Annotated in this window: 21 protein-coding genes and 3 pseudogenes; 14 read left to right on the top strand and 10 right to left on the bottom strand. The window is 72.2% G+C overall.

Annotated elements, in window-relative coordinates; genetic code table 11:
- Positions 1-211: 211 nt before the first annotated feature.
- From fabG to N8I86_RS10085, 3 genes are all read left to right on the top strand, one after another.
- A complete protein-coding gene (gene fabG / locus N8I86_RS10095) occupies positions 212-916 on the top strand; it encodes a 3-oxoacyl-[acyl-carrier-protein] reductase (RefSeq protein WP_073892274.1) in 705 nt (234 codons plus the stop codon).
- Positions 917-921: 5 nt separating this feature from the next.
- Positions 922-1,689, top strand: coding sequence for an enoyl-ACP reductase FabI (gene fabI / locus N8I86_RS10090; protein WP_073892272.1), 768 nt, complete (start codon positions 922-924; stop codon positions 1,687-1,689).
- Positions 1,690-1,897: 208 nt separating this feature from the next.
- Positions 1,898-2,248, top strand: a complete 351-nt coding sequence (locus N8I86_RS10085; protein ID WP_073892270.1) for a hypothetical protein — start codon at positions 1,898-1,900, stop codon at positions 2,246-2,248.
- Here N8I86_RS10085 and N8I86_RS10080 read toward each other — a convergent pair.
- Entirely contained in the window at positions 2,226-2,918 is a 693-nt protein-coding gene (locus tag N8I86_RS10080) for a FadR/GntR family transcriptional regulator (protein ID WP_073892268.1), read from the bottom strand. The genes N8I86_RS10085 and N8I86_RS10080 overlap by 23 nt on opposite strands.
- Before the next feature lie 82 nt (positions 2,919-3,000).
- On the opposite strand from N8I86_RS10080, the gene N8I86_RS10075 reads away from it, so the two are divergent.
- The 4 genes from N8I86_RS10075 (at position 3,001) to N8I86_RS10060 (ending at position 5,462) form a co-directional block, all read left to right on the top strand.
- Entirely contained in the window at positions 3,001-4,320 is a 1,320-nt protein-coding gene (locus N8I86_RS10075; protein ID WP_404830801.1) for a CynX/NimT family MFS transporter, read from the top strand.
- Positions 4,321-4,370: 50 nt separating this feature from the next.
- Positions 4,371-4,490: an SGM_5486 family transporter-associated protein gene (locus N8I86_RS10070; RefSeq protein WP_107423674.1), complete on the top strand. Its 120-nt coding sequence runs from the start codon at positions 4,371-4,373 to the stop codon at positions 4,488-4,490.
- Positions 4,491-4,658: 168 nt separating this feature from the next.
- Positions 4,659-4,865 (top strand): hypothetical protein, encoded by a 207-nt coding sequence (locus N8I86_RS10065; protein ID WP_073892266.1) that lies wholly within the window; start codon positions 4,659-4,661, stop codon positions 4,863-4,865.
- Between the two features lie 78 nt (positions 4,866-4,943).
- Positions 4,944-5,462 (top strand): SixA phosphatase family protein, encoded by a 519-nt coding sequence (locus N8I86_RS10060; RefSeq protein WP_073892264.1) that lies wholly within the window; start codon positions 4,944-4,946, stop codon positions 5,460-5,462.
- Positions 5,463-5,576: 114 nt separating this feature from the next.
- Here the strand turns inward: N8I86_RS10060 and serB are convergent, their stop codons facing one another.
- The 3 genes and pseudogenes from serB to N8I86_RS39325 all read right to left on the bottom strand — a co-directional run.
- Positions 5,577-6,785, bottom strand: coding sequence for a phosphoserine phosphatase SerB (serB, locus tag N8I86_RS10055; protein WP_123438346.1), 1,209 nt, complete (start codon positions 6,783-6,785; stop codon positions 5,577-5,579).
- A 247-nt stretch (positions 6,786-7,032) separates the two neighbouring features.
- Entirely contained in the window at positions 7,033-7,785 is a 753-nt protein-coding gene (locus N8I86_RS39330) for a streptophobe family protein (protein ID WP_404830872.1), read from the bottom strand.
- Positions 7,786-7,864: 79 nt separating this feature from the next.
- Positions 7,865-8,815, bottom strand: a pseudogene (locus N8I86_RS39325) (streptophobe family protein); the annotation flags it as partial.
- 346 nt (positions 8,816-9,161) lie between these two features.
- On the opposite strand from N8I86_RS39325, the gene N8I86_RS10045 reads away from it, so the two are divergent.
- Complete coding sequence (locus N8I86_RS10045) at positions 9,162-11,744, top strand: ABC transporter ATP-binding protein/permease (RefSeq protein ID WP_123438348.1); 2,583 nt, start codon at positions 9,162-9,164, stop codon at positions 11,742-11,744.
- 88 nt (positions 11,745-11,832) lie between these two features.
- Here the strand turns inward: N8I86_RS10045 and N8I86_RS10040 are convergent, their stop codons facing one another.
- The 3 genes and pseudogenes from N8I86_RS10040 to N8I86_RS10030 all read right to left on the bottom strand — a co-directional run bounded on the left by N8I86_RS10040 (position 11,833) and on the right by N8I86_RS10030 (position 14,656).
- Positions 11,833-12,579: a transglycosylase SLT domain-containing protein gene (locus N8I86_RS10040; protein WP_073892256.1), complete on the bottom strand. Its 747-nt coding sequence runs from the start codon at positions 12,577-12,579 to the stop codon at positions 11,833-11,835.
- 300 nt (positions 12,580-12,879) lie between these two features.
- Positions 12,880-13,965: an S-adenosylmethionine:tRNA ribosyltransferase-isomerase gene (locus N8I86_RS10035; RefSeq protein WP_263277610.1), complete on the bottom strand. Its 1,086-nt coding sequence runs from the start codon at positions 13,963-13,965 to the stop codon at positions 12,880-12,882.
- Positions 13,962-14,656: pseudogene (locus N8I86_RS10030) on the bottom strand (SDR family NAD(P)-dependent oxidoreductase). Before N8I86_RS10030 ends, N8I86_RS10035 begins: the two are co-directional and overlap by 4 nt.
- A gap of 339 nt (positions 14,657-14,995) precedes the next feature.
- Here N8I86_RS10030 and N8I86_RS10025 point away from each other — a divergent pair.
- The 3 genes from N8I86_RS10025 (at position 14,996) to N8I86_RS10015 (ending at position 17,194) form a co-directional block, all read left to right on the top strand.
- Entirely contained in the window at positions 14,996-16,141 is a 1,146-nt protein-coding gene (locus N8I86_RS10025; protein ID WP_073892250.1) for a GAF domain-containing sensor histidine kinase, read from the top strand.
- Positions 16,134-16,775 (top strand): response regulator, encoded by a 642-nt coding sequence (locus N8I86_RS10020; protein WP_073892248.1) that lies wholly within the window; start codon positions 16,134-16,136, stop codon positions 16,773-16,775. Before N8I86_RS10025 ends, N8I86_RS10020 begins: the two co-directional genes overlap by 8 nt.
- A 173-nt stretch (positions 16,776-16,948) precedes the next feature.
- On the top strand, positions 16,949-17,194 hold the full coding sequence (locus N8I86_RS10015; protein ID WP_263277609.1) for a chaplin: 246 nt from the start codon (positions 16,949-16,951) through the stop codon (positions 17,192-17,194).
- A gap of 87 nt (positions 17,195-17,281) precedes the next feature.
- Here the strand turns inward: N8I86_RS10015 and N8I86_RS10010 are convergent, their stop codons facing one another.
- A complete protein-coding gene (locus tag N8I86_RS10010) occupies positions 17,282-18,070 on the bottom strand; it encodes a hypothetical protein (protein ID WP_073892244.1) in 789 nt (262 codons plus the stop codon).
- A 150-nt stretch (positions 18,071-18,220) separates the two neighbouring features.
- On the opposite strand from N8I86_RS10010, the pseudogene N8I86_RS10005 reads away from it, so the two are divergent.
- The 3 genes and pseudogenes from N8I86_RS10005 to N8I86_RS09995 form a co-directional block, all read left to right on the top strand.
- Positions 18,221-18,751, top strand: a pseudogene (locus N8I86_RS10005) (ABC transporter ATP-binding protein); the annotation flags it as partial.
- Between the two features lie 372 nt (positions 18,752-19,123).
- Positions 19,124-19,555 (top strand): NfeD family protein, encoded by a 432-nt coding sequence (locus N8I86_RS10000; protein ID WP_073892240.1) that lies wholly within the window; start codon positions 19,124-19,126, stop codon positions 19,553-19,555.
- Between the two features lie 111 nt (positions 19,556-19,666).
- Complete coding sequence (locus tag N8I86_RS09995; RefSeq protein WP_123438352.1) at positions 19,667-20,641, top strand: SPFH domain-containing protein; 975 nt, start codon at positions 19,667-19,669, stop codon at positions 20,639-20,641.
- Positions 20,642-20,703: 62 nt separating this feature from the next.
- Here the strand turns inward: N8I86_RS09995 and N8I86_RS09990 are convergent, their stop codons facing one another.
- Both N8I86_RS09990 and N8I86_RS09985 read right to left on the bottom strand, forming a co-directional pair.
- Positions 20,704-21,210, bottom strand: coding sequence for an HNH endonuclease (locus N8I86_RS09990; protein ID WP_073894058.1), 507 nt, complete (start codon positions 21,208-21,210; stop codon positions 20,704-20,706).
- A 168-nt stretch (positions 21,211-21,378) separates the two neighbouring features.
- Positions 21,379-21,918: a YbhB/YbcL family Raf kinase inhibitor-like protein gene (locus N8I86_RS09985; RefSeq protein WP_093478816.1), complete on the bottom strand. Its 540-nt coding sequence runs from the start codon at positions 21,916-21,918 to the stop codon at positions 21,379-21,381.
- Positions 21,919-21,958 lie beyond the last annotated feature (40 nt).

The following is a 21,958-nucleotide window of genomic DNA, read 5'->3' as shown; positions in this document are numbered from 1 at the left end:
CATGTCGCGCGATCCGCCCGGCGGACCACATGTTTCCGTTCGTCTTCGGGCGTTTCTGTAGGGACCCGACAGTGACTCCCCTCAGCCACTGTCGGTGCCCGATTGCCCGCGGCAGGGGCGCGACCGATAGGTTTTTGGATGAAGCCGCCTGTCACCAGGTGTTCGGGCGGGCTGTCGGACCGCTGCAGACCGCTATCGAAAGGGTGATCAGTTGAGCCGCTCGGTTCTCGTCACCGGAGGCAACCGGGGCATCGGCCTCGCCATCGCCCGTGCATTCGCCGACGCCGGCGACAAGGTCGCGATCACGTACCGCTCCGGGGAGCCGCCGGCCGGCTTCCTCGCGGTCAGGTGCGACATCACCGACCCGGAGCAGGTGGAGCAGGCCTACAAGGAGATCGAGGAGCAGCACGGTCCGGTCGAGGTTCTCGTTGCCAACGCCGGCGTCACCAAGGACCAGCTCCTGATGCGCATGTCCGAGGAGGACTTCACCTCGGTCATCGACACCAACCTCACCGGCACCTTCCGCGTCGTCAAGCGCGCGAACCGCGGCATGCTGCGCGCCAAGAAGGGCCGTGTCGTCCTCATCTCGTCCGTGGTCGGTCTGCTCGGCTCGGCGGGGCAGGCGAACTACGCCGCCTCCAAGGCCGCCCTGGTCGGCCTCGCGCGCTCCCTCGCCCGTGAGCTGGGTTCGCGCAACCTCACCTTCAACGTCGTCGCGCCCGGCTTCGTCGACACCGACATGACCAAGGCGCTCACCGACGAGCAGCGCGAGAACATCGTCTCGCAGGTGCCGCTCGGCCGTTACGCGCAGCCGGAGGAGATCGCCGCGACGGTGCGGTTCCTCGCCTCGGACGACGCCTCGTACATCACTGGAGCCGTCATCCCCGTTGACGGCGGACTGGGAATGGGTCACTGATCACCATGAGCGGAATTCTCGAGGGCAAGCGCATCCTGGTCACGGGCGTGCTGATGGAGTCCTCCATCGCCTTCCACGTCGCCAAGCTGGCCCAGGAGCAGGGCGCCGAGATCATCCTGACCGCGTTCCCGCGGCCCACGCTGACCGAGCGCATCGCCAAGAAGCTGCCCAAGCCCACCAAGGTGATCGAGCTGGACGTCACGAACGACGAGCACCTCGGCCGCCTGGCCGACGTCGTCGGCGAGGAGCTGGGCGGGCTGGACGGCATCGTCCACTCCATCGGCTTCGCCCCGCAGGACGCGCTCGGCGGCAACTTCCTCAACACGCCGTTCGAGTCGGTCGCCACCGCCATGCACGTCTCGGCGTTCTCGCTCAAGTCGCTGACCATGGCCTGCCTGCCGCTGATGCAGAACGGCGGCTCGGTCGTCGGTCTCACCTTCGACGCCCAGTACGCCTGGCCGCAGTACGACTGGATGGGCCCGGCCAAGGCCGCGCTGGAGGCCACCAGCCGCTACATGGCGCGTGACCTCGGCAAGCAGAACGTCCGCTGCAACCTCATCTCCGCGGGCCCGATCGGCTCCATGGCCGCCAAGTCCATCCCGGGCTTCGGTGAGCTGGCCTCCGTGTGGGACACCCGCGCTCCGCTGGAGTGGGACCTGAAGGACCCGGAGCCGGCGGGCAAGGGTGTCGTCGCCCTGCTCAGCGACTGGTTCCCGAAGACCACGGGTGAGATCATCCACGTCGACGGCGGTCTGCACGCCATCGGCGCCTGATCACCGCGACCGGCGCCCGACCGCCGCACCCGATCGCCGGCGAGGCCCGCACCCCTTCGAGGGGTGCGGGCCTCGGCCGTACGGGGGATTCCCTTCGGGCGTCACCCGTTCGGCCCACCGGCCGGGCCGCCGGGGCACCGGCGGAGCACCCTGGATTACGCGTTCACCTCGCGATTTCCCCACCGCAGCCCGGCGAGGAGGTCCCCTTGTGCGCCTGTCCCGCAGCCTGGCCCCGCTGACCGTGGCCGTGGCCCTCGTGCTCTGTCTGCCGTACGACGCGATGTCGCACGTCCGCGCGGGGGACGGCAAGCCTCCCGCGCCCGGACTGTTCGGCGCCGCCTGCCGTACGTCGGTGGACGGCTCCCACGTGGTCGCCTACTGCCACAACCCCTATGTCGACACCGATCGCGTGCGCCTGCACATCGAGTGCGCCCGCTGGTGGGACATCGACACCGACAGCGCCCCGGTGGACGCCGGGCCCGCCATGACCGTACGGCTCAGCGGCCGCTGCTGGAAGGACGTCGGCTCGGTCTGGGTCAGCCACCAGAAGGTCCGCTGAACCTGTCCGGGCGGCACAGGAACGGATAGCTGGCGGCCTCCACCGCCGCCGCCTCGGCGTCCCCGGTGCGGATCGCGTCCAGCAGCCGGGTGTGGTCCATGTGCGTCTCCGGGGTCAGCTCCGCGCCGACGTCCGCGCGCAGCCAGTCGCGCAGCACCTCGCCCAGGTCGGCGTACATGGCGGTCATGGCGTCGTTGTGGGACGCGGCCACGACGGCCAGGTGGAACGTGGCGTCGGCGGTCACGAAGGCCTCGGCCTCGCCCGTCTCCCACGCCTCCTCGCGCCGCGCGAGGAGCGCGTCCAGCTGCTTGAGGTCCTTCTCGGTGCGCCGCTCGGCGGCCAGCTTCGCCGCGGCCGACTCCAGCGTGGAGCGCAGCTCGGCGATGTGCCGGGGGTCGGCGTCGGCGAAGCGGCGGTGCATCACGCCGGCCAGCTCGCTCGTCGCGACCACGTAGGTGCCCGAGCCCTGCCGGATGTCCAGCAGTCCGTTGTGCGCGAGCGCGCGGACCGCCTCGCGGACCGTGTTGCGGGCCACCCCGAGCTGCTCGACCAGCTCCGGCTCGGTCGGGATGCGCGCGCCGACCGGCCACTCGCCGGAGGTGATCTGGTGGCGCAGCGCGGCGATGACCTGCTCGGACAGCGCCGAACGGCGCGGGTGGCTCAGAGGCATGGCCCACCTTCGCACGTAAGGCCCGGGTGGGGACGCCCCGGGAATGGACAACCAATCATCCCATGATTCTATGATGGGCCTCATGGCTAGTGAGAAGTTCCGGACAGTGGACACCCGTACGGCGATGTCATCCACCGAACGCGGTACGGACGCCCCGGCGGGCACCGAGGAGACGAACCCCGGCGCGGGCCGTACGCGCGCGTGGGCGACCCGGCTGGTCGTCGCCGGCATCCTGCTGTCCGCCCTGAACCTCCGCCCGGCCATCACGAGCCTCGGCGCCCTCCTGGAGGAGGTGCGCGACGATCTCGGCATGAGCGGCAGCGTGGCCGGGCTGCTCACCTCCGTGCCCCCGCTGTGCTTCGCCGTCTTCGGTGTCACCGCGCCACGGCTGGCCCGCCGCTTCGGACCGGCCGCGGTGATCTGCGCCGGCATGGCCGCCATCGCCACCGGCCTCCTGATACGTCCCTACGCCGGCGGCACCCCCGGCTTCCTCGCCGCCAGCGCGCTCGCCCTCATGGGGATCGCCGTCAGCAACGTCCTGATGCCGGTCGTCGTCAAGCGCTGGTTCCCCGACCGGGTCGGCTCCATGACCGGCCTGTACTCGATGGCCCTCGCCCTCGGCACGTCCCTGGCCGCCGCGGTGACCGTCCCGCTGACCGGCGCCCTGGGCGGCAGCTGGCGGTCCGGCCTCGCCGTCTGGGCGGTCCTCGCCATGGCCGCCGTGCTGCCCTGGCTGCCGCTCGTCAGGGACCGCGGCACCGCGCCCGCCCCGTCCCGGCAGCGGACGGCCGCGACGGCGGAACAGCACGCCCCGCTGCGGATGGCCCGGAGCCGCACCGCCTGGGCGCTCGCCGTGTTCTTCGGCCTCCAGGCCACCGCGGCCTACGTCACCATGGGCTGGATGCCGCAGATCTTCCGCGACGCCGGGGTCCCGGCCGGCACCGCGGGCGTCCTCCTCGCCGTCACCATGGTGATGGGCGTGCCGCTGGCCTTCGTCATCCCGCGCGTCGCCACGCGCCTGCCCCACCAGGGACCGATCGCGCTGGTCCTGGGCGTCTGCGGGCTCGCCGGATACGCCGGTCTGTACTTCGCCCCGGCCGCCGGCGCCTGGGCCTGGGCCCTGCTGCTCGGCGTCTCCAACTGCGCCTTCCCGCTCGCGCTGACGATGGTCGGCATGCGGGCCCGCAGCGGACCGGGCGTGGCCCAGCTGTCCGCGTTCGCGCAGAGCACCGGCTACCTGATCTCCATCCCCGGCCCGCTGCTGGTGGGCGTGCTCTACCAGCGCAGCGGCGGCTGGGGCCTGCCGATCGCCCTGATGGCGGCCCTCATGGTGCCCCAGATGGTCATGGGCGTCCTGGCGGGCCGCAACCGCACGGTCGAGGAGGAGGCGGCGGTGCGCTGACCGGGCGACCCCGGCGGACCGGTCCGGACGAAGGGTGCGAGACTGGGCGCATGCAGCCTGTGCTCGACCCGAACCCGAAGAACGGCCAGAAGAAGATGCTGCTCGTCTTCGGCTCGTTCCTCGCCATCTTCGTGATCATCGCCGTCATCGCGACCCTCGCGTCCCCCTGACGGCAGCCCGCACCCGCCGATGGTGGGGCTGGCCCCCCAACCCCTAGGGGGTCAGGGTCAGGGTCAACTGGGTGGACTTCCGGATGGGTTGGCGACCCCGTCGTCCGTATCTTCGAGAAGTGACCGCAGGACGCGGTCACCGACCCGCTCGACGTCACGGAGGCGACCATGCCGGCCCGCACCCCCTCCCGGCCCCACCCGGCGACCACGGGCGGCGTCGACATCCGGCTGCCCTGGTGGGCCCTCGCCCTGCCCGCGCTCGCCTTCCTGGCGCTCCTCGCACTGATACTGAACCCGTCGGACGCCCACGCGGCGACCGGCGACCCGGCGATCACCCACCTCCTGGAACGCGCCCAGCAGCTCCTCGCCCGCTGACCCGGAGCCCCCGCGCGCGGTGAATCCGCATGTCAACTCCCTGCGCCGCGTGGCCTGTTTCATGCGAAGCTGGGTCACATGAGCGCCGCAGAACCCCGCAGGATCGCCCTCTTCCGGCATGCGAAAGCAGACTGGCCCCAGGTGTCCGACCATGAGCGCCCGCTCGCCGAGCGCGGCCGCATGGACGCCGCGGTCGCCGGACGGAAGCTGGCCGACACCGCCATCACCTTCGACCTGGCCCTGTGCTCGACCGCGGTCCGGACCCGCGAGACCTGGAAGCTCGCCGTCCACGAACTGTCGCACCGGCCGAAAACCGTCTACGAGGAGCGGGTCTACGAGGCCTCGCCCGGTGAGCTGATCGCCGTGCTCAACGAGATCCCGGACGACGTGCGGAACGTGATCATGATCGGTCACAACCCCGGCATCCACGGCCTGGCCGACATCCTCTCCGGCGACGCGGAGGGCGATGCCCGCGACCGGATGAACCGCCGCGGCTTCCCCGCCGCCGGCTTCGCGCTGCTCTCCTACGACGGCCCCTGGAAGAGCCTAGAGCCCGCCGTCGCCACGCTGACGGAGTACTGGGCGCCCACCGAGTGAGTCACGGACGACCCGGCGTGTCCGGGACGCGGGAGGGCCCGGCGCCTCAGGGGCGCCGGGCCCTCCCGCGTCCGCACCGCCGGTGCGGGAGCGGACGGGTGCGGGTGGCGGCGTTCAGTCCTCGCCGTGCGTGTCGGCGGTCTCGACCTCTTCGCGGGTGACGCCGAGCAGGTAGAGGACGGTGTCGAGGAAGGGGAAGTTCACCGCGGTGTGCGCCGCCTCGCGGACCACCGGCTTGGCGTTGAAGGCGACACCGAGACCGGCCGCGTTCAGCATGTCCAGGTCGTTGGCGCCGTCACCGATCGCCACGGTCTGCGACAGCGGCACCCCGGCCTCGGCGGCGAACCGGCGCAGCAGCCGCGCCTTGCCCGCCCGGTCCACGATCTCGCCGGTGACCCGGCCGGTCAGCTTGCCGTCGACGATCTCCAGCGTGTTGGCCTGGGCGAAATCGAGCCCGAGCCGCTCCTTCAGATCGTCCGTCACCTGGGTGAAACCACCGGAGACGACACCGACCTGGTAGCCGAGGCGCTTCAGGGTGCGGATCAGGGTACGGGCGCCCGGCGTCAGCCGCACCTCGTCGCGCACCTTCTCCACCACCGAGGCGTCCAGCCCCGCCAGCAGCGCCACACGCGCGTGCAGCGACTGCTCGAAGTCCAGCTCCCCGCGCATGGCCGCCGCCGTCACCTCGGCGACCTTGTCCTCGCAGCCGGCGTGCGCGGCGAACAGCTCGATGACCTCGTCCTGGATCAGGGTGGAGTCCACGTCCATGACCACCAGCCGCTGGGCACGCCGGTGCAGACCCGCCGAGACCACGGCGATGTCGACACCCAGTGCCGCCGCGTCGGAGGCCAGGGCCGTGCGCAGCGGCTCGGTCTCCACCCCGGAGACGGCGAACTCCACCGCGGTCACCGGATACTTGGCCAGGCGGAAGATGCGGTCGATGTTGCCGCCGGCCTTCGCGATGCGCGCGGCGATGGCGGCCGTCGACTCGGCGGTGAGCGGATGACCGAGCACGGTCACCAGGGAGCGCCCGACCCCGCGCGGACGGTTGTCGCCGTGCCCCGAGAGGATCTCCGCCTGCATCTTCATCGACTCGGCCCAGCTGTGCACGGTCGCCCTCAGGTCGCCCTCCCGGCCGGCCGGCGGCTGGGTGACCAGCACGCACAGCACCAGGCGGCCCCGGGTGACGACCTGCTCGATGTCGACCACGTCGACGTAGAAGGCGGCCAGGGTGTCGAAGAGGCCGGCCGTGATGCCCGGCCTGTCCTTGCCGAAGATCTTGACGAGGAGAGTGGGGACCTCGGAGGTCTGCGAAGCGCTCATGGTGTCACCACCGTATCCGGCACCCAGTGCCGCACGCCGCCGAGGTCCGCCTGACGGACAGGGAACAGTGGGTGTCGGCCCGATGTCAGGGATCTTGCCACCGGAGGACACCACGGCCACCCGCCCGCGTGTCTCCGGCTCCACCACGACTGTGCCACGGGACGCCCGCGAAGGCAGTTCCACGACCGCCGGCCCCGCCGGACCGGCCTCCGTCCCGGGCATCGCGCGCTCCCGGGGCGGCGGGCCCTCATCCGCCGCGCTTCGGTCGCCCCGGTGGCGGCGGCGGTGGCGGTGGCGGCGGCCACTCGGAGCCGTCCGGCCCCGGCGGACGCTCACCCGGCCGCGTGGACGGGCGCTTCCGCGGCCGCGGGGAAGGCCGGCCCAGCGGCCGGACGACGGTCGGGGCGCCGTACACGTCGTCCGGGGGCCGCGGCTCCGGGGCGTCCCGCACCTCCTCCGGGACCCGCAGATAGGGGTTCGTGTCGGGGTTGGGCGGCCGGTGGGGCCGGCCCGGCACGTACGGCCCGGCCTCTCCGCCCGGCCCGGTGGCACCTGCGCCGGGCACCGGCCCGCCACCCCCGGACGTCAGGCCGCACACACCAGGCCGCCCCTGATCCGTCAGGTACGCGGACCCGGCCGGGCTCCCGGCGCCCTGCGCTCCGTTCCCGGCCGCCGCCCACGCACCCGCCGCCCCGGTCGCCCGGGCGAGCAGCGCTCCCACCGCCCCGGCCCCGGCACCCCACACGGCCCCGAGGAGCAGGGCCGCGCCGAGGTGCCCGTGCAGGGTGACTCCCGCGCCGAAGGCGTCGAAGCCGAGCACGGACAGGGAGGCGTCCACGGACAGGTCCGTCAGCCGGGCCAGCAGCGGCAGGGCGAGCGCGGTCGCGACCCCCAGCCGCAGCGCACACCGCCCGGCCAGCCCGAAGGCGCTGTCGGCGGCCCCGCCGCCCCGCCTCCCGCCACCGCTCGCCCCGCCGGCCCGGGTGCCGGTCCCGGACACAGGCCCCCGGCCGCCCCCGCCCCCGGGCCAGCGGTGTCCGCAGGGCCGTCAGCACCCCGGCGAGCAGCATGGTCAGCGCGGCCGCCACCGCCAGCAGCCACACCCGGTCGTCCAGTCCGGCCAGCCGCCCGAGGGTCACCGGCTCGTCGGAGCCCCCGCCGAGGAGTTGGTCCAGGGGATGGGGGAGCAGCTTGCCGAGGACGCCGGTGGCGCGGCCGTCCCAGGGGACGAACAGGCCGAGCGGCAGGCCCAGCCAGACCCCGTTGGGCGTGCCGAGCAGGGCCGCGCCGGCGATCCGCCGCGGATGGTCGTCGCCGACGGCCGCGTACGCCGCCGCCGCGGCCCCCGCCAGCACGGCCAGCAGCAGCACGGTCACGAGTGCCGAGACCGCCGGCCGGACCACCCGGTGCAGGGGAGCCCAGCCCGGCGGCAGCGGGGCGCGGCGGGAGGCGAGCAGCGCGATCAGCAGGATTCCGGCGCACCAGCCGAAGCCGCCGAGGAGTGTGGCCGGGGTGTCCACGGTGAAGCCGACCGCCGCCTTGGCGTGGACCAGGTCACCGACCTTGTCCGGCAGCAGCCCGCCGAGGTCCCCGAGGCCCGGGATGCTCAGGCCGCCGCCGCCGCCCTTCCCGCCCCCGCCCGGCAGCCTGTCCAGGCCGAGCGAGTCGCCGTCGATGGTGACGACGTCGTGACCGGCCCAGGCGAGACCGCCCAGCATCGCCACGAAGAGCGCGATCACCGTGCCCGCGCGCGTGAGGAGTTCGGCGGGGGTGACGGCAACTCCGGCCGCGCGCAGGGACCGTAGGAAGAACCACGACAGCAGCAGCGCACCGACCAGCCCCACCCCGAGTGGCGTGATGTCGATGGCGGTGTGCGCCTCCGCGCCTTTCAGCCCGAACACGGACACATCGCCGGACGGCGAGACCGAACCACCCGCGCCCAGCGCCACAACGGCCGCCGTCATGGGGCCCAGGGAGGCCGAGGTGTCGGCCTGCAGCAGGTGCAGGCCGAGCGCGGCGGTGCCCGCCATCCCGATCAACGCCCAGCTCACCGTGGCGATCGCGGACACGGCGATGTCCGTCCAGGGCAGCCCGGTACCGCGCCGTGCGGTCCCGACGTCCGTGGCAGCGCTCATGGCAGACCCCCCGATCCGCGGCGCGGCACCGCAGCCGCGCTTGTCCCCCCTCGCGGGGATTACCACTCTCCGGCCCGGTTTCAACCCCGTCAACGGGGCGAGTTGAAGCGCGCACCGGTGTTCTTCGCAAGGCCCGAGTTTCGGTCAGAGGGCCGAGCCTGAAATAGTTCCCCACGATGTTCGACATCCCTAGACTCCCTGTGATGGGGGTAACTCGGGGGACAACTCAGTGGGGCATGGAGTGCCGGAACTCGTACTGGAATCAAACGGACGGACCTGGACGCTCGACACGTCCCGGTCCTACACCCTCGGCCGCGATCCGCAGGGTGACATCGTCTTCGACGACGCCAGGGTCTCCTGGCGGCACGCCACGGTCAGCTACAACGGCCGCAGTTGGGCCATCGAGGACCACGGCAGCACCAACGGCACGTTCGTGCAGGGCCAGCGGATCCATCAGATGGAGATCGGCCCGGGCTCGTCGCTGCACCTCGGCAACGCGACGGACGGGCCGCGGCTGAACCTGTCCGGGGCCGCCGCCCCGGTCGGCGGACAGCCGCAGGGGGTGGCGCCGTACGCGGCCCAGGGAGCCGGCGCACCGGGCTGGGCCCAGCAGCAGGCGCCGCAGCAGGCCGCGCCGCCGCAGTCCGTGCCGCACCAGGCACCGGCGCAGCAGAACCCGCAGCCCGGCTGGCAGCAGCCGCAGGCGGGGGCCGGCTTCCCGCAGCAGCAGGCGGGACCGCCCGAGCAGTACGCGCAGAAGACGCCCGGTGGAGGCGCGGGGGCGCCGCCGGTGTACGGCGACCGCAGCCCGACCACGTTCCACCAGTTCTCCATCGGCCGCGTGATGCGCATCGGCCGTTCCCTGGAGAACGAGCTGGTCGTCTCCGACCTGCAGGTCTCGCGGCACCACGCCGAGTTCCACTCGACGCCCGACGGCCGCATGGAGATCCGCGACCTGGGCTCGCACAACGGCACCTACGTCAACGGTCAGCCGATCGCCAAGGGCGGCTCGGCGCTGCTCGGCCCGAACGACATCGTCGGCGTCGGCCACTCCACCTTCCGTATCGTCGGCGACCGCCTCGAGGAGTTCGTCGACACCGGTGAGGTCTCCTTCTCCGCACGCCACCTCACCGTCACGGTCGACGGCGGCAAGCAGATCCTGAAGGACGTCTCCTTCGGCGTCCCGGAGAAGTCCCTGATCGCGGTCATCGGCCCGTCCGGGTCCGGCAAGTCGACCCTGCTCAAGGCGCTCACCGGCTACCGGCCCGCCAACCAGGGCGAGGTCCTCTACGACAACCGCAACCTGTACAAGCAGTTCGCGGAGCTGCGCCAGCGCATCGGTCTGGTCCCGCAGGACGACATCCTGCACAAGGAGCTGACCGTCAAGAAGGCCCTGAAGTACGCGGCCAAGCTGCGCTTCCCGGCCGACACCACGGCCCAGGAGCGCGACTCCCGGATAGACGAGGTGCTGCGCGAGCTGAAGCTGGACATCCACAAGGACAAGAAGGTCACGTCCCTGTCCGGCGGTCAGCGCAAGCGTGTCTCGGTGGCCCTGGAGCTGCTCACCAAGCCGTCGCTGATCTTCCTGGACGAGCCGACCTCCGGTCTCGACCCGGGCATGGACCGTGACGTCATGCAGCTGCTGCGCGGCCTCGCCGACGACGGCCGTACGGTCCTGGTGGTCACCCACTCGGTGGCCGAGCTGGCCCTGTGCGACAAGCTGCTGGTGATGGCGCCGGGCGGTGCGGTCGCCTACTTCGGCCCGCCGGAGGAGGCGCTGAACTTCTTCGGCTACGACAGCTGGGCCGATGTCTTCTCCGCCTTCGAGAACTACCGCGACTACGACTGGGCCGGCCGCTGGAAGGGCTCGCAGCACTACCAGATGTACGCCGCGGACATCGACGCGGTGGCGCCGCAGTCCGTACACATGCCTCCGCCGCAGGCGATGAAGCCGCCCAAGCCGCAGGGCTGGGGCTCGCAGCTGATCACCCTGATCCGGCGCTACGTGTCGGTCATCGCGTCCGACAAGGGCTTCCTGGCGCTGACGGTGATCCTGCCGGCCGTGCTCGGGGCGGTCAGCCTGCTCATCGACTCGGACAAGGGCCTGCTGGTCAACCCGGTCAACCCGCGCACCCACGTGCCGATCCCGAACGGCACGGCGACCACCGTCCTGCTGATCCTCGCGGTCGGCGCCTGTTTCGCGGGCGCCGCGAACTCCGTGCGTGAGCTGATCAAGGAACGGGTCATCTACGAGCGGGAGCGGGCGACCGGCCTGTCCCGGTCGGCGTACCTGATGTCCAAGGTGGTCGTGCTGGGCGCGGTCACCGTGCTGCAGGGCCTGATGGTCGGCCTGATCGGCTTCTCCAGCCGGGAGATCCCGGCCGAGGGGGTCGTCCTCGGCAACTCGACGCTGTTCGAGCTGTGCCTGCCGATCATGGCGCTCGGCTTCACCTCGATGATGTTCGGCCTGGTGATCTCCTCGCTGGTGAAGACCGCGGAGAAGACCATGCCGCTGCTGGTGATGTTCGCGATCATCCAGGTCGTCTTCACCGGCTGCCTCTTCACCCTGCACGGCACCGTCGGCGTCAACGAGTTCTCGTACCTGATGCCGTCGCGCTGGGCGGTGGCCGCGGCCGGCGCCACGCTGGACTTCAACAACATCGCCCCGAACGCCGACGACCCGGGCAGCACCGATCCGCTGTGGGACCACGCGGCCTCGGCCTGGGGCATCGACATGGTCGCGCTGATCGTGCTCGGTGTGGTCTGCGGCTTCCTGGTGTCCCGCTTCCTGCGCCGGCACGAGCCGGAGGTCATGCGGAAGTAACCGCGTCACCGCGTCCGGACGACGTGAAGGGCGGCATCCCCCCGAGGGGTGCCGCCCTTCCGCGTTACGTCAGAGGTCCGCGCCGACCTCAGTACGCGCTGTTCACGTTGTCGATCGAACCGTACTTGTCGGCCGCGTAGTTGGCGGCGGCGGTGATGTTCGCGACCGGGTCGTAGATGTTCCACGAGGTGCCGGCGACGTGGTACGCGTTGAAGGTCGGCGGGATGACCTGCAGCAGGCCCTTGGACGGGATGCCGTTGATCGCGTTGATGTCCCAGTTGTTGATGGCCATCGGGTTGCCCGAGGACTCACGCATGATGTTCTTGTGCAGGCCGTGGTAGGAGCCCGGGATGCCCTTGGTCTTCATGATGTCCAGGGCCTGGCGGATCCAGCCGTCCAGGTTGTTCGTGTACGTCTTCGCGGCGACCGGCTGGATCTCGACACGCTGCGTGGAACGGCTCGCGGCGGCCTGGACGGCGTGCGCCTGCGCGGCCTTCTTCGCGGCGGCCTGGACGGCGGCCTTCTTGGCGGCGGCGTCCGCGGCCTTCTTCGCGACGGCGGCGTCGGCGGCCTTCTTCTGGGCCGCGAAGGTGTCGAGCTTGACCGTCTGGGTGGCGAGCTGGTCGGTGACCGTGCCGTGGACGTTCTTCAGGGCGGTGCCGGTGGCGACCTGGGCGGTCGTGGCCGGGGCACCGGTGGTGACCGTGCCGGCGTTGCTGGGGACGGCCGAGGCGGCGATGGCGACGGCGCCGAGAGCGGCGACACCGGCGATCGCGATCTTGTGCTGCTTGGTCAGGTTGCGACTATGAGCTCGACCGAGAATGTTCTTGGGCATGGCTGAAGGACCTCTTCTGTAGCGCGGAGGTCGCTCTGGCGTCCGCCGTGGGAATCGCTTCCTCCCACACGAACGCCGCGGGGCGGAAACCCACGGCGCTGAGCGACGGAAGCAATTCTTAGCTGGCGCAAAATTCCCAGGCAAAGGTGTGACGTACGATCCCCCATAGTGGATCAGGGAAGGGCAAATCGGGACAGACGAGACCGTCTGCCCCGTTCATGTGGGGGTGGTTTATCTCCTATGCCCTTTCGTACGTGATGTGGGCCCTATGTGCGGGCTCACACCGGCCACCCACCGGTCTCACCGGGAGTTGCCGCAGCGATTCGCTGCGTGAGGGCCCTCCTCCCGGAGGAGGAGGTGCACGTCGCCGAACTCGTGCCAGAGGTAGAGCCCGCGCAGCGCCTCGTCGTAGGCACGCTCGACGGCGGGCCGCCCGGCGACCGCCTCCAGCATCAGCAGGTGCGAGGCCTCGGGCTCGTGCAGTCCGGTCAGCAGCCCGTCGACCACCCGCACCCCCCGCTCCGGCGTGACCACCAGGTCCGTCCACCCCCGTGCCGCCCGGACCGCCCCGTCCGCCCCCACCGCCGACTCCACGGCCCGCACCGCCGTCGTTCCCACGGCGATCACCCTGCCCCCACCGGCCCTCGCCGCGTCGATCAGCCGCGCCGAGGCCGCCGGTACCGCGAACCGCTCCGGGTAGGGCGGCTCGTGCGCCTGTGCCGACGCCACCCCCGTGTGCAGGGTGACCGGCGCGAACTGCACCCCCCGGCTCACCAGCTCCGTCACCGTCCGCGCGGTGAAGGGCCGCGCCGCGCTCGGCATCTCCGCGCTTCCCGACCCGTCCGGCGCGGGCAGCGCGAACACCGTCTGGTAGACCGACAGCGGCTGGTCCCGCTCCGTATAGGAGTAGCGAATGGGCCGCCCGTGCTCCCGCAGCACCTCCGGTACGGCCGCCCCGGCGGCACGCGCCCACCACAGCCGCTCCCCGCGCGGGCTCAGCGGCTCCTCCAGCACCAGCCGCCCCCCGCCCGGCAGCACCACCTCCGTCCGCGTGCGCGTGCCCGTACGCGCGCGTGAGGTGCCGCGCCCGTCCGGCTCCCGCAGCTCCACGGCCCACCGCCCGTCGTCCCCGCGCGTGGAGAAGTGCACCACCACGCGCGCGTGGCCGATCCGTCCGTCCACCGCGGCGGCCAGCGTCGGGGAGGTGTTCACCACCAGGAGGTCCCCGGCCCGCAGCAGCCGCGGCAGCTCGGGGAAGTCGTGATGCGTCACCTCCGTGCCGCGCGACACCAGCAGCCGTACGGCGTCCCGGTCCAGCCCCGGCCCCCGCTGCTCGGCCGGCACCCGCGCGGACAGTTCCTCCGGGACCCGCACGTCGACGGTCACGGCGCCTCCAGCAGCGCCGGCGCCGTGTACCGGCCACTGGCCGGCCGCTCGTCCAGCAGCCGCAGGAACGCCGGTACCACCCCGGCCGGCGCCGGCCGCGGACCGTGGTCCTCCGGTACGGCCGCCGCGTACAGGTCGGTGGCCATGTCCCCGGGGTCCACCGCCCACACCCGCAGCCCGGGCTCCTCCACGCCCAGCACCGCCGCGAGCTGGTCGAGGGCCGCCTTCGAGGCGCCGTACCCGCCCCACGTCCCGTACGCCTCGGCCGCCGCGTCCGAGCTGACCGCGATCACCGCACCCGCGGGCGACTCCCGCAGCAGCGGCAGCACCGCCTGGACGAGGCCGAGCGCGGCCGTCACGTTCACCTCCAGCGCCCGCCGCAGCCCCTCCAGGGGCAGCTCGGCCAGCCGCACCAGCGGCTCGGCGCCCAGCGCGCTCGCGTTGCTCACCAGCAGATCGGCGCCCCCGAACTTCTCCGCGGCGGCCACCAGCTCCCCCCGGTGCTCCGCATCCGTGACATCACCGGGCAGAGCCGCCACCCGCGCCCCCGGCCGGCGACCGCCTGAGCGGTCACCGCCAGCGCCCCGGCGCCCCGGGCGTCGAGCACCAGATCCCAGCCGTGCGCGGCCAGCGCCTCGGCGAGCGCCCGCCCCAGGCCCTTCGAGGCCCCCGTGATGATCGCTACCGGCATGACAACCGTCCCCTCGTCGCTCACCGCCCGCGCCGGGCGGTGCCCACAACCTAGGAACGGCACGGACCCCGCCGCCTCGGACGCGGGCCGCAGAGCACGCGGTCCCTTCGGCGTACACCGCGCGCCCCGGGCCGCTGGACGTACACCGCGGGCCCTGGGCCGTAGGGACATGCACCGCGGGCCCTGGGCCGTAGGACATGCACCGCGGGCCCTACGACGCGGGACGTACACCCCGGCCCGGCCCCCCGGGCGTACGTCCCCCGCCCTAGGCCCAGCGGCCCGGCCCCGGCCGCCACAGGTCCGATCCGCACCGCCGGACCCCGCCGGTACCGTGAGGACATGAGTCAAGGCCCCCGGTCCGGCCTCGCCGCGGTCAGCTCCGCGCTGCTGGCCATGAGCAGGCACCTGGAGGTGCGCGACGTCCTCAAGACGATCGTCGCCTCCGCCCGCGAGCTGCTCGACGCGCAGTACGCCGCCCTCGGCGTCCCCGACGACCACGGAGGCTTCGCCCAGTTCGTCGTCGACGGCGTCAGCGACGCCCAGTGGAAGGCCATCGGCCCGCTGCCCCGCCAGCACGGCATCCTCGCCGCGATGCTGCACGAGGCCCGCCCCGAGCGCCTCGCCGACGTGCGCACCGACCCCCGCTTCGAGGGCTGGCCGGCCGCGCACCCCGAGCTGGCCGACTTCCTGGGCCTGCCCATCCGCGACGGCGACGAGGTCATCGGCGCCCTGTTCCTCGCGAACAAGAACTGCCCCAAGCAGCAGGGAAGCTGCGGGTTCACCCAGGAGGACGAGGACTTGCTCGGCATCCTCGCCCAGCACGCCGCCATCGCCCTCACCAACGCCCGCCTCTACGAGCGCAGCCGCGAGCTGACCATCGCCGAGGAGCGCTCCCGCCTCGCCCACGAACTGCACGACGCCGTCAGCCAGAAGCTGTTCTCGCTGCGCCTGACCGCACAGGCCGCCGCGGCCCTCGTCGACCGCGACCCCGCCCGCGCCAAGGGGGAACTGCACCAGGTGGCCGTCCTCGCCGCCGAAGCCGTCGACGAACTGCGCGCCGCCGTCGTGGAGTTGCGGCCCGCGGCCCTCGACGAGGACGGGCTGATCGCCACCCTGCGCACCCAGACGCAGGTCCTCGACCGCGCTCACAGCGCACGCGTCACCTTCAGCGGCAACGGGTTCCGCGCCCTGCCCGCCGCCCAGGAGGAGGCCCTGCTGCGGGTCGCCCAGGAGGCCCTGCACAACGCCCTGCGCCACTCCGGCGCCGGACACGTCGACGTCAGCGTGGCCCGACGCGGCGGCGGAGCGGTCCTGCGCGTCACCGACGACGGCGGCGGCTTCGACCCGCAGACGGTCCGCCGCGCCGGACGCCATCTGGGCCTGGTCTCGATGCGGGACCGGGCGAGCGGGGTCGGCGGCACGCTGACCGTGGAATCGGCGCCCGGCAAGGGCACCACGATCGAGTTGGAGGTCCCCGGTGGGTGAAGCGATCAGAGTGCTGCTGGTCGACGACCACCAGGTCGTCCGCCGTGGGCTGCGCACCTTCCTGGAGGTGCAGGACGACATCGAGGTGGTCGGCGAGGCCGCCGACGGAGCAGAGGGAGTCGCCCGCGCCGAGGAACTGCGGCCCGACGTCGTCCTCATGGACGTCAAGATGCCGGGCATGGACGGCATCGAGGCCCTGCGCAGACTCCGCGAACTCGACCATCCCGCGCGCGTGCTGATCGTCACCAGCTTCACCGAGCAGCGCACGGTCGTCCCCGCCCTGCGCGCGGGCGCCGCGGGGTACGTCTACAAGGACGTGGACCCCGACGCCCTCGCCGGTGCCATCCGCTCGGTGCACGCCGGGCACGTGCTGCTCCAGCCGGAGGTGGCCGGCGCCCTGCTCTCCCAGGAGGAGGCCAACTCCGGCCAGGGCCGCGGCGGATCGCTCACCGAACGCGAGCGCGAGGTGCTCGGTCTCATCGCGGACGGCCGCTCCAACCGGGAGATAGCCCGCGCCCTCGTCCTGTCGGAGAAGACCGTCAAGACGCACGTCTCCAACATCCTGATGAAACTCGACCTCGCGGACCGCACCCAGGCCGCGCTGTGGGCCGTACGGCACGGTGTGACCGGCTGACACCGCGCTCCAGGAGGAGCCGGCCCCACGGTTCCGGGAGGGGTTCCGTTCCGGGCTGAGATTCATACCGTCGTGGGAATGTCACCCGGATGGCGCATCCTCCGGCGATCTCCGCCGTTCTCCAGTGCGTGCCGCGGCGGACCGCCGCGGTGATCGCCTAGGAGGGGTTGAAAGTGAAGAACCTGAAGAAGGCAGCGGCCGTGACGATGGTGGCCGGCGGCCTGATCGCCGCCGGTGCGGGGATGGCCTCCGCCACGGACGGTGCCTGGGCCGGCGGCGCCGCCCACGGCTCCCCGGGCGTCGGCTCCGGCAACGTCGTCCAGGTCCCGGTGCACGTCCCGGTGAACGCGGTCGGCAACAGCGTGAACGTCATCGGCCTGCTGAACCCGGCCTTCGGCAACGTCGGCCTCAACCACTGAGGTCCCCGGCCCCTGGGGGTTCCGCGTGACGCCGGCCGGGCCCAGCCCGTCCGGCGTCACCGCACGCCCGCGACCAGCGGACCGCGCTCAGCGGACCCCCCGCTCCCGCTCCTCCACGACGGAGTTGTACGCCGCCACCTGCGCCCGCCGGGCCGTCCGCTCCACCGGCCGCAGCGCCGCACCCCGCGCCGCCATCTCCCCGGCGCTCACCGCACCGCCGTGCCCGCGGTCGTACGCCAGCGAGACCAGCAGCCCCACCCGCTGGGCCAGCTCCAGGACCCGCACCGCACGCGGCGGATACCCCGGCGCCAGCACCTCCCGCCCCCGCTCGGAGCGCGCCCGGTACGCGTCGATCGCCGCCTCCGCCACGGGCCCCGAGCCGGCGACGTCCAGCTTCGACAGCACCTCGGTGGCATCCCGCAGCGCCTCCGCCAGCTCCCGCTCCGCCTCGCCCAGCGAGGGCACGTCGGCGGGCGGCGCCTCACGCACCGGCAGCACCGACCAGACCACCTCGACATGCACATCACCCTCGGGCCCGGCCTCGTGCACCGCCGGCACCAGCCCCAACGCGGCACCGAAGCAGACCACCGCCTCCTCGGCCTCCAGCGCCCGCGCGTTGAAGTCGGGCGGACCGCTCAGCCCCAGCGGATGACCGGGCGCCGGCAGCGCGACCCGCAGCCCGGTCGTCCCCAGCGTCCGCAGCCGCCCCAGCGCGAGGGTGAGCCCGACCTGCCCGGATTCACCGGGCAGCCCCTCCACCCGGTGCACCGCGTCCTCGCCCACGATGGCGAGTGCGGCGTCGTCCGGAGAGACAAGTCCGGCCAAAAGGGCGTTTCCCCAAGCGGCGAGGCGTCCTGAACGCGGTTCCGAGAGCATGCCCCCACCCTAAGGACCGGACCGATGGAATGGAGCCGGGCACTCGTGGCGTAGATTTCATATGGGCTGCGCCCACCGGCGCGGCGGACCGAGCCACAGGCGTACGCCAGAGCCGAGACCGGCCACACTGCAAGGGGAGACAACGCGCTCATGAGCGATGTTCTGGAGCTTCAGGACGTATCCGTGGTCCGTGAGGGCCGGGCTCTTGTGGACCAGGTCTCCTGGTCGGTGAAGGAGGGTGAGCGCTGGGTCATCCTCGGCCCCAACGGCGCCGGCAAGACCACCCTTCTGAACGTCGCCTCCAGCTACCTCTACCCCAGCACCGGCACCGCCACCATCCTCGGCGAGACCCTCGGCACCCCCGGCACCGACGTCTTCGAGCTGCGCCCCCGCATCGGCGTGGCGGGCATCGCCCTGGCCGAGAAGCTCCCCAAGCGCCAGACGGTCCTGCAGACGGTCCTCACCGCCGCCTACGGCATGACCGCCGGCTGGCAGGAGGAGTACGAGGACGTCGACGAGCAGCGCGCCCGCGCCTTCCTCGACCGCCTCGGCATGAGCGACTACCTCGACCGGAAGTTCGGCACCCTCTCCGAGGGCGAGCGCAAGCGCACCCTGATCGCCCGCGCCCTCATGACCGACCCCGAGCTGCTCCTCCTCGACGAGCCCGCCGCCGGCCTCGACCTCGGCGGCCGCGAGGACCTGGTCCGCCGTCTCGGCCGCCTCGCCCGCGACCCCATCGCACCCTCGATGATCATGGTCACGCACCACGTCGAGGAGATCGCCCCCGGCTTCACCCACGTCCTCATGATCCGCCAGGGCAAGGTCCTCGCCGCGGGCCCCATCGAGCTCGAACTCAGCTCCCGCAACCTGTCCCTCTGTTTCGGCCTGCCGCTCGTCGTCGAGCAGGTCGGCGACCGCTGGACCGCCCAGGGCCTGCCCCTGTCCTGACCCGCGGCCGACCCGCCCCCTCAGGGGCGTCCCGACCCAACGGTGCCCGGCCCGCTCCCTTTTGCGCCCTGTCCGCCGCCCGACCGCGGTCCTACCATGACCCGTGTGAACGACATCGACGCATGGGTGTGGTGGCTCGTCGGCGCGGCGGCGCTCGGAATCCCGCTCGTGGTCACCGCGATGCCGGAGTTCGGCATGTTCGCGGTGGGAGCCGTCGCGGCCGCGGTCGTCGCCGGTCTCGGCTTCGACGCCGTGATCCAGGTGCTCACCTTCGTCGCCGTCTCCGTCGCCCTCATCGCCGTCGTCCGGCCCATCGCCGCCCGCCACAGCAACCAGCGCCCTCAACTCGCCACCGGAGTCGAGGCGTTGAAGGGCAAGCAGGCCGTCGTACTGGAACGCGTCGACGGCTCCGGCGGCCGGATCAAACTCGCCGGCGAAATATGGTCGGCACGCGCCCTCGACACCGGCAGCGCCTACGAGGTCGGCCAGGAGGTGGACGTCGTGGACATCGAAGGAGCCACCGCGATCGTCATCTGAGGCATCCGGCCCACGAGTTGGGCGACGGTCTGTCAGACTCGACCAGCAAGATCTTCAACATCCGCGAGATCTGCCGACGGTGCCGAGGCGGAGAGGGGTACGGGGAACACGATGGAACCGGTCATCATCGTCCTGGTCATTCTGGTGGTGTTGGTCTTCATCGCCCTGATCAAGACCATCCAGGTCATCCCACAGGCCAGCGCGGCCATCGTCGAGCGCTTCGGCCGCTACACGCGCACGCTGAACGCGGGACTCAACATCGTGGTCCCGTTCATCGACACCATCCGCAACCGCATCGACCTGCGCGAGCAGGTCGTGCCCTTCCCGCCCCAGCCGGTGATCACCCAGGACAACCTGGTCGTGAACATCGACACCGTCATCTACTACCAGGTGACCGACGCCCGGGCCGCCACCTACGAGGTCGCCAGCTACATCCAGGCCATCGAGCAGCTCACCGTCACCACGCTGCGCAACATCATCGGCGGCATGGACCTGGAGCGCACCCTGACCTCCCGCGAGGAGATCAACGCGGCCCTGCGCGGCGTCCTCGACGAGGCCACCGGCAAGTGGGGCATCCGCGTGAACCGCGTCGAGCTGAAGGCCATCGAACCGCCCACCTCCATCCAGGACTCGATGGAGAAGCAGATGCGCGCCGACCGGGACAAGCGCGCCGCGATCCTCACCGCCGAAGGCACGCGCCAGGCGGCCATCCTCACCGCCGAGGGCGAGAAGCAGTCGCAGATCCTGCGCGCCGAGGGTGAGGCCAAGGCGGCCGCCCTGCGCGCCGAGGGCGAGGCCCAGGCCGTCCGTACGGTCTTCGAGGCCATCCACGCCGGCGACCCGGACCAGAAGCTGCTGTCCTACCAGTACCTGCAGATGCTCCCGAAGATCGCCGAGGGCGACGCCAACAAGCTCTGGATCGTCCCCAGCGAGATCGGCGACGCCCTCAAGGGGCTCTCCGGAGCCATGGGGAACTTCGGTCCCCTGGGCGGCGGCAACGGCGGCGGCAACGGCGGCGGCGCCTCCGTCCCGCCCCAGAACAGCGGCCCCGCCACCGGCCGCCGCGAGAAGCCCAGCATCGACTAGGGGTCACCAGGACCCGCCGCCGGGTTCCTAACCGCGCCCCCAGGGGCGCGGTGGCCCCTCGCCTAGGCCGCGTCCCTGGCGAGCCATGCCGGAAGCGCCTCGAAGTCCTCGGCACCGAGAGCCAGCAGCATCGCGTCCGCCGGCGTCGGCTCGAACGGCTCCCGCAGCAGAGCCATCCCGGCTTCGTCCGGCGTCCGGTTCGCCTTGCGGTGATTGTCCTCCGCACACGCGGCCACCGTGTTCAGCCACGTGTCCTGGCCGCCCTGTGACCGCGGCAGTACGTGGTCCACGGTCGTGGCCCTGCGCCCGCAGTACGCGCACCGGTGCCGGTCCCGGACCAGCACCCCCCGCCTCGACCACGGGGCTTGTCTTCGGAACGGCACCCGTACGTATCTGCACAGCCTGATGACCCGGGGCGCCGGTATGTCCAGATCGGCACCGCGCATGCGCAGTTCGGGATGGGCCTGCTCGACGACGGCCTTGTCCTGGAGGACCAGGACGACGGCTCGGTTCAGAGTCACCGTCGACAGCGGCTCGAAGCTCGCGTTCAGCACCAGCGTGTCACGCATCCAGCCCACCTCCCGTGTGCACCTGCCCACCCCCCGGCGGGCTCGGATCAACTCTGTACGGGCACGCCGAGATGGACAACGCAATAAAAAATGCCCGCCTCCGATCACTTCCAAGACCGGAGGCGGGCAAACGTTCCATGAACGCTCGGCTGAATCGACGCGGTGCGGTCAGCCCTTGCCGGGGTTCTCGTACTCACCGATGAGCTGGGCACGCGCGATCGCGTGGAACCGCAGGTTGAAGCCGACGACGGCGGGAGAGGCGTCCGAGTCCGGACCGAGCTTCTCCTGGTCCACCGCGTACACCGTGAAGACGTACCGGTGCGGGCCGTCCCCGGGCGGCGGGGCGGCCCCGCCGAACTCCTTCGTCCCGTAGTCGTTCCGCGCGTGCACGGCACCGTCCGGCAGTCCCTCGAACTTGCCGCTGCCCGCACCCGCCGGCAGCTCCGTCACCGAGGCCGGGATGTCGAACAGGACCCAGTGCCAGAACCCGCTGCCGGTCGGCGCGTCGGGGTCGTAGCAGGTCACGGCGAAGCTCTTGGTCTCCGGCGGGAAGCCCTCCCACCGCAGCTGCGGTGAGGTGTCGCCCTCCGCCTGGACCTGAGCGCCGCCCAGCGTCGCGCCCTCCTCGATGTCCGTGCTCGTCACCGTGAACGACGGCACGGGCGGATGGAAGTCGTGGGGGAGCGGCCGCCGCTTGTGCTCGGTCACCTCGGTACCTCCTGAATCAGTGACGGTAGTCAGCAGCTAC

Origin of the sequence: Streptomyces albidicamelliae (assembly GCF_025642175.1) — a bacterium.
Classification (GTDB): domain Bacteria; phylum Actinomycetota; class Actinomycetes; order Streptomycetales; family Streptomycetaceae; genus Streptomyces; species Streptomyces albidocamelliae.
Note: the sequence above shows the minus strand (reverse complement) of the source record. Positions and strands in the feature narration are given on the sequence as shown.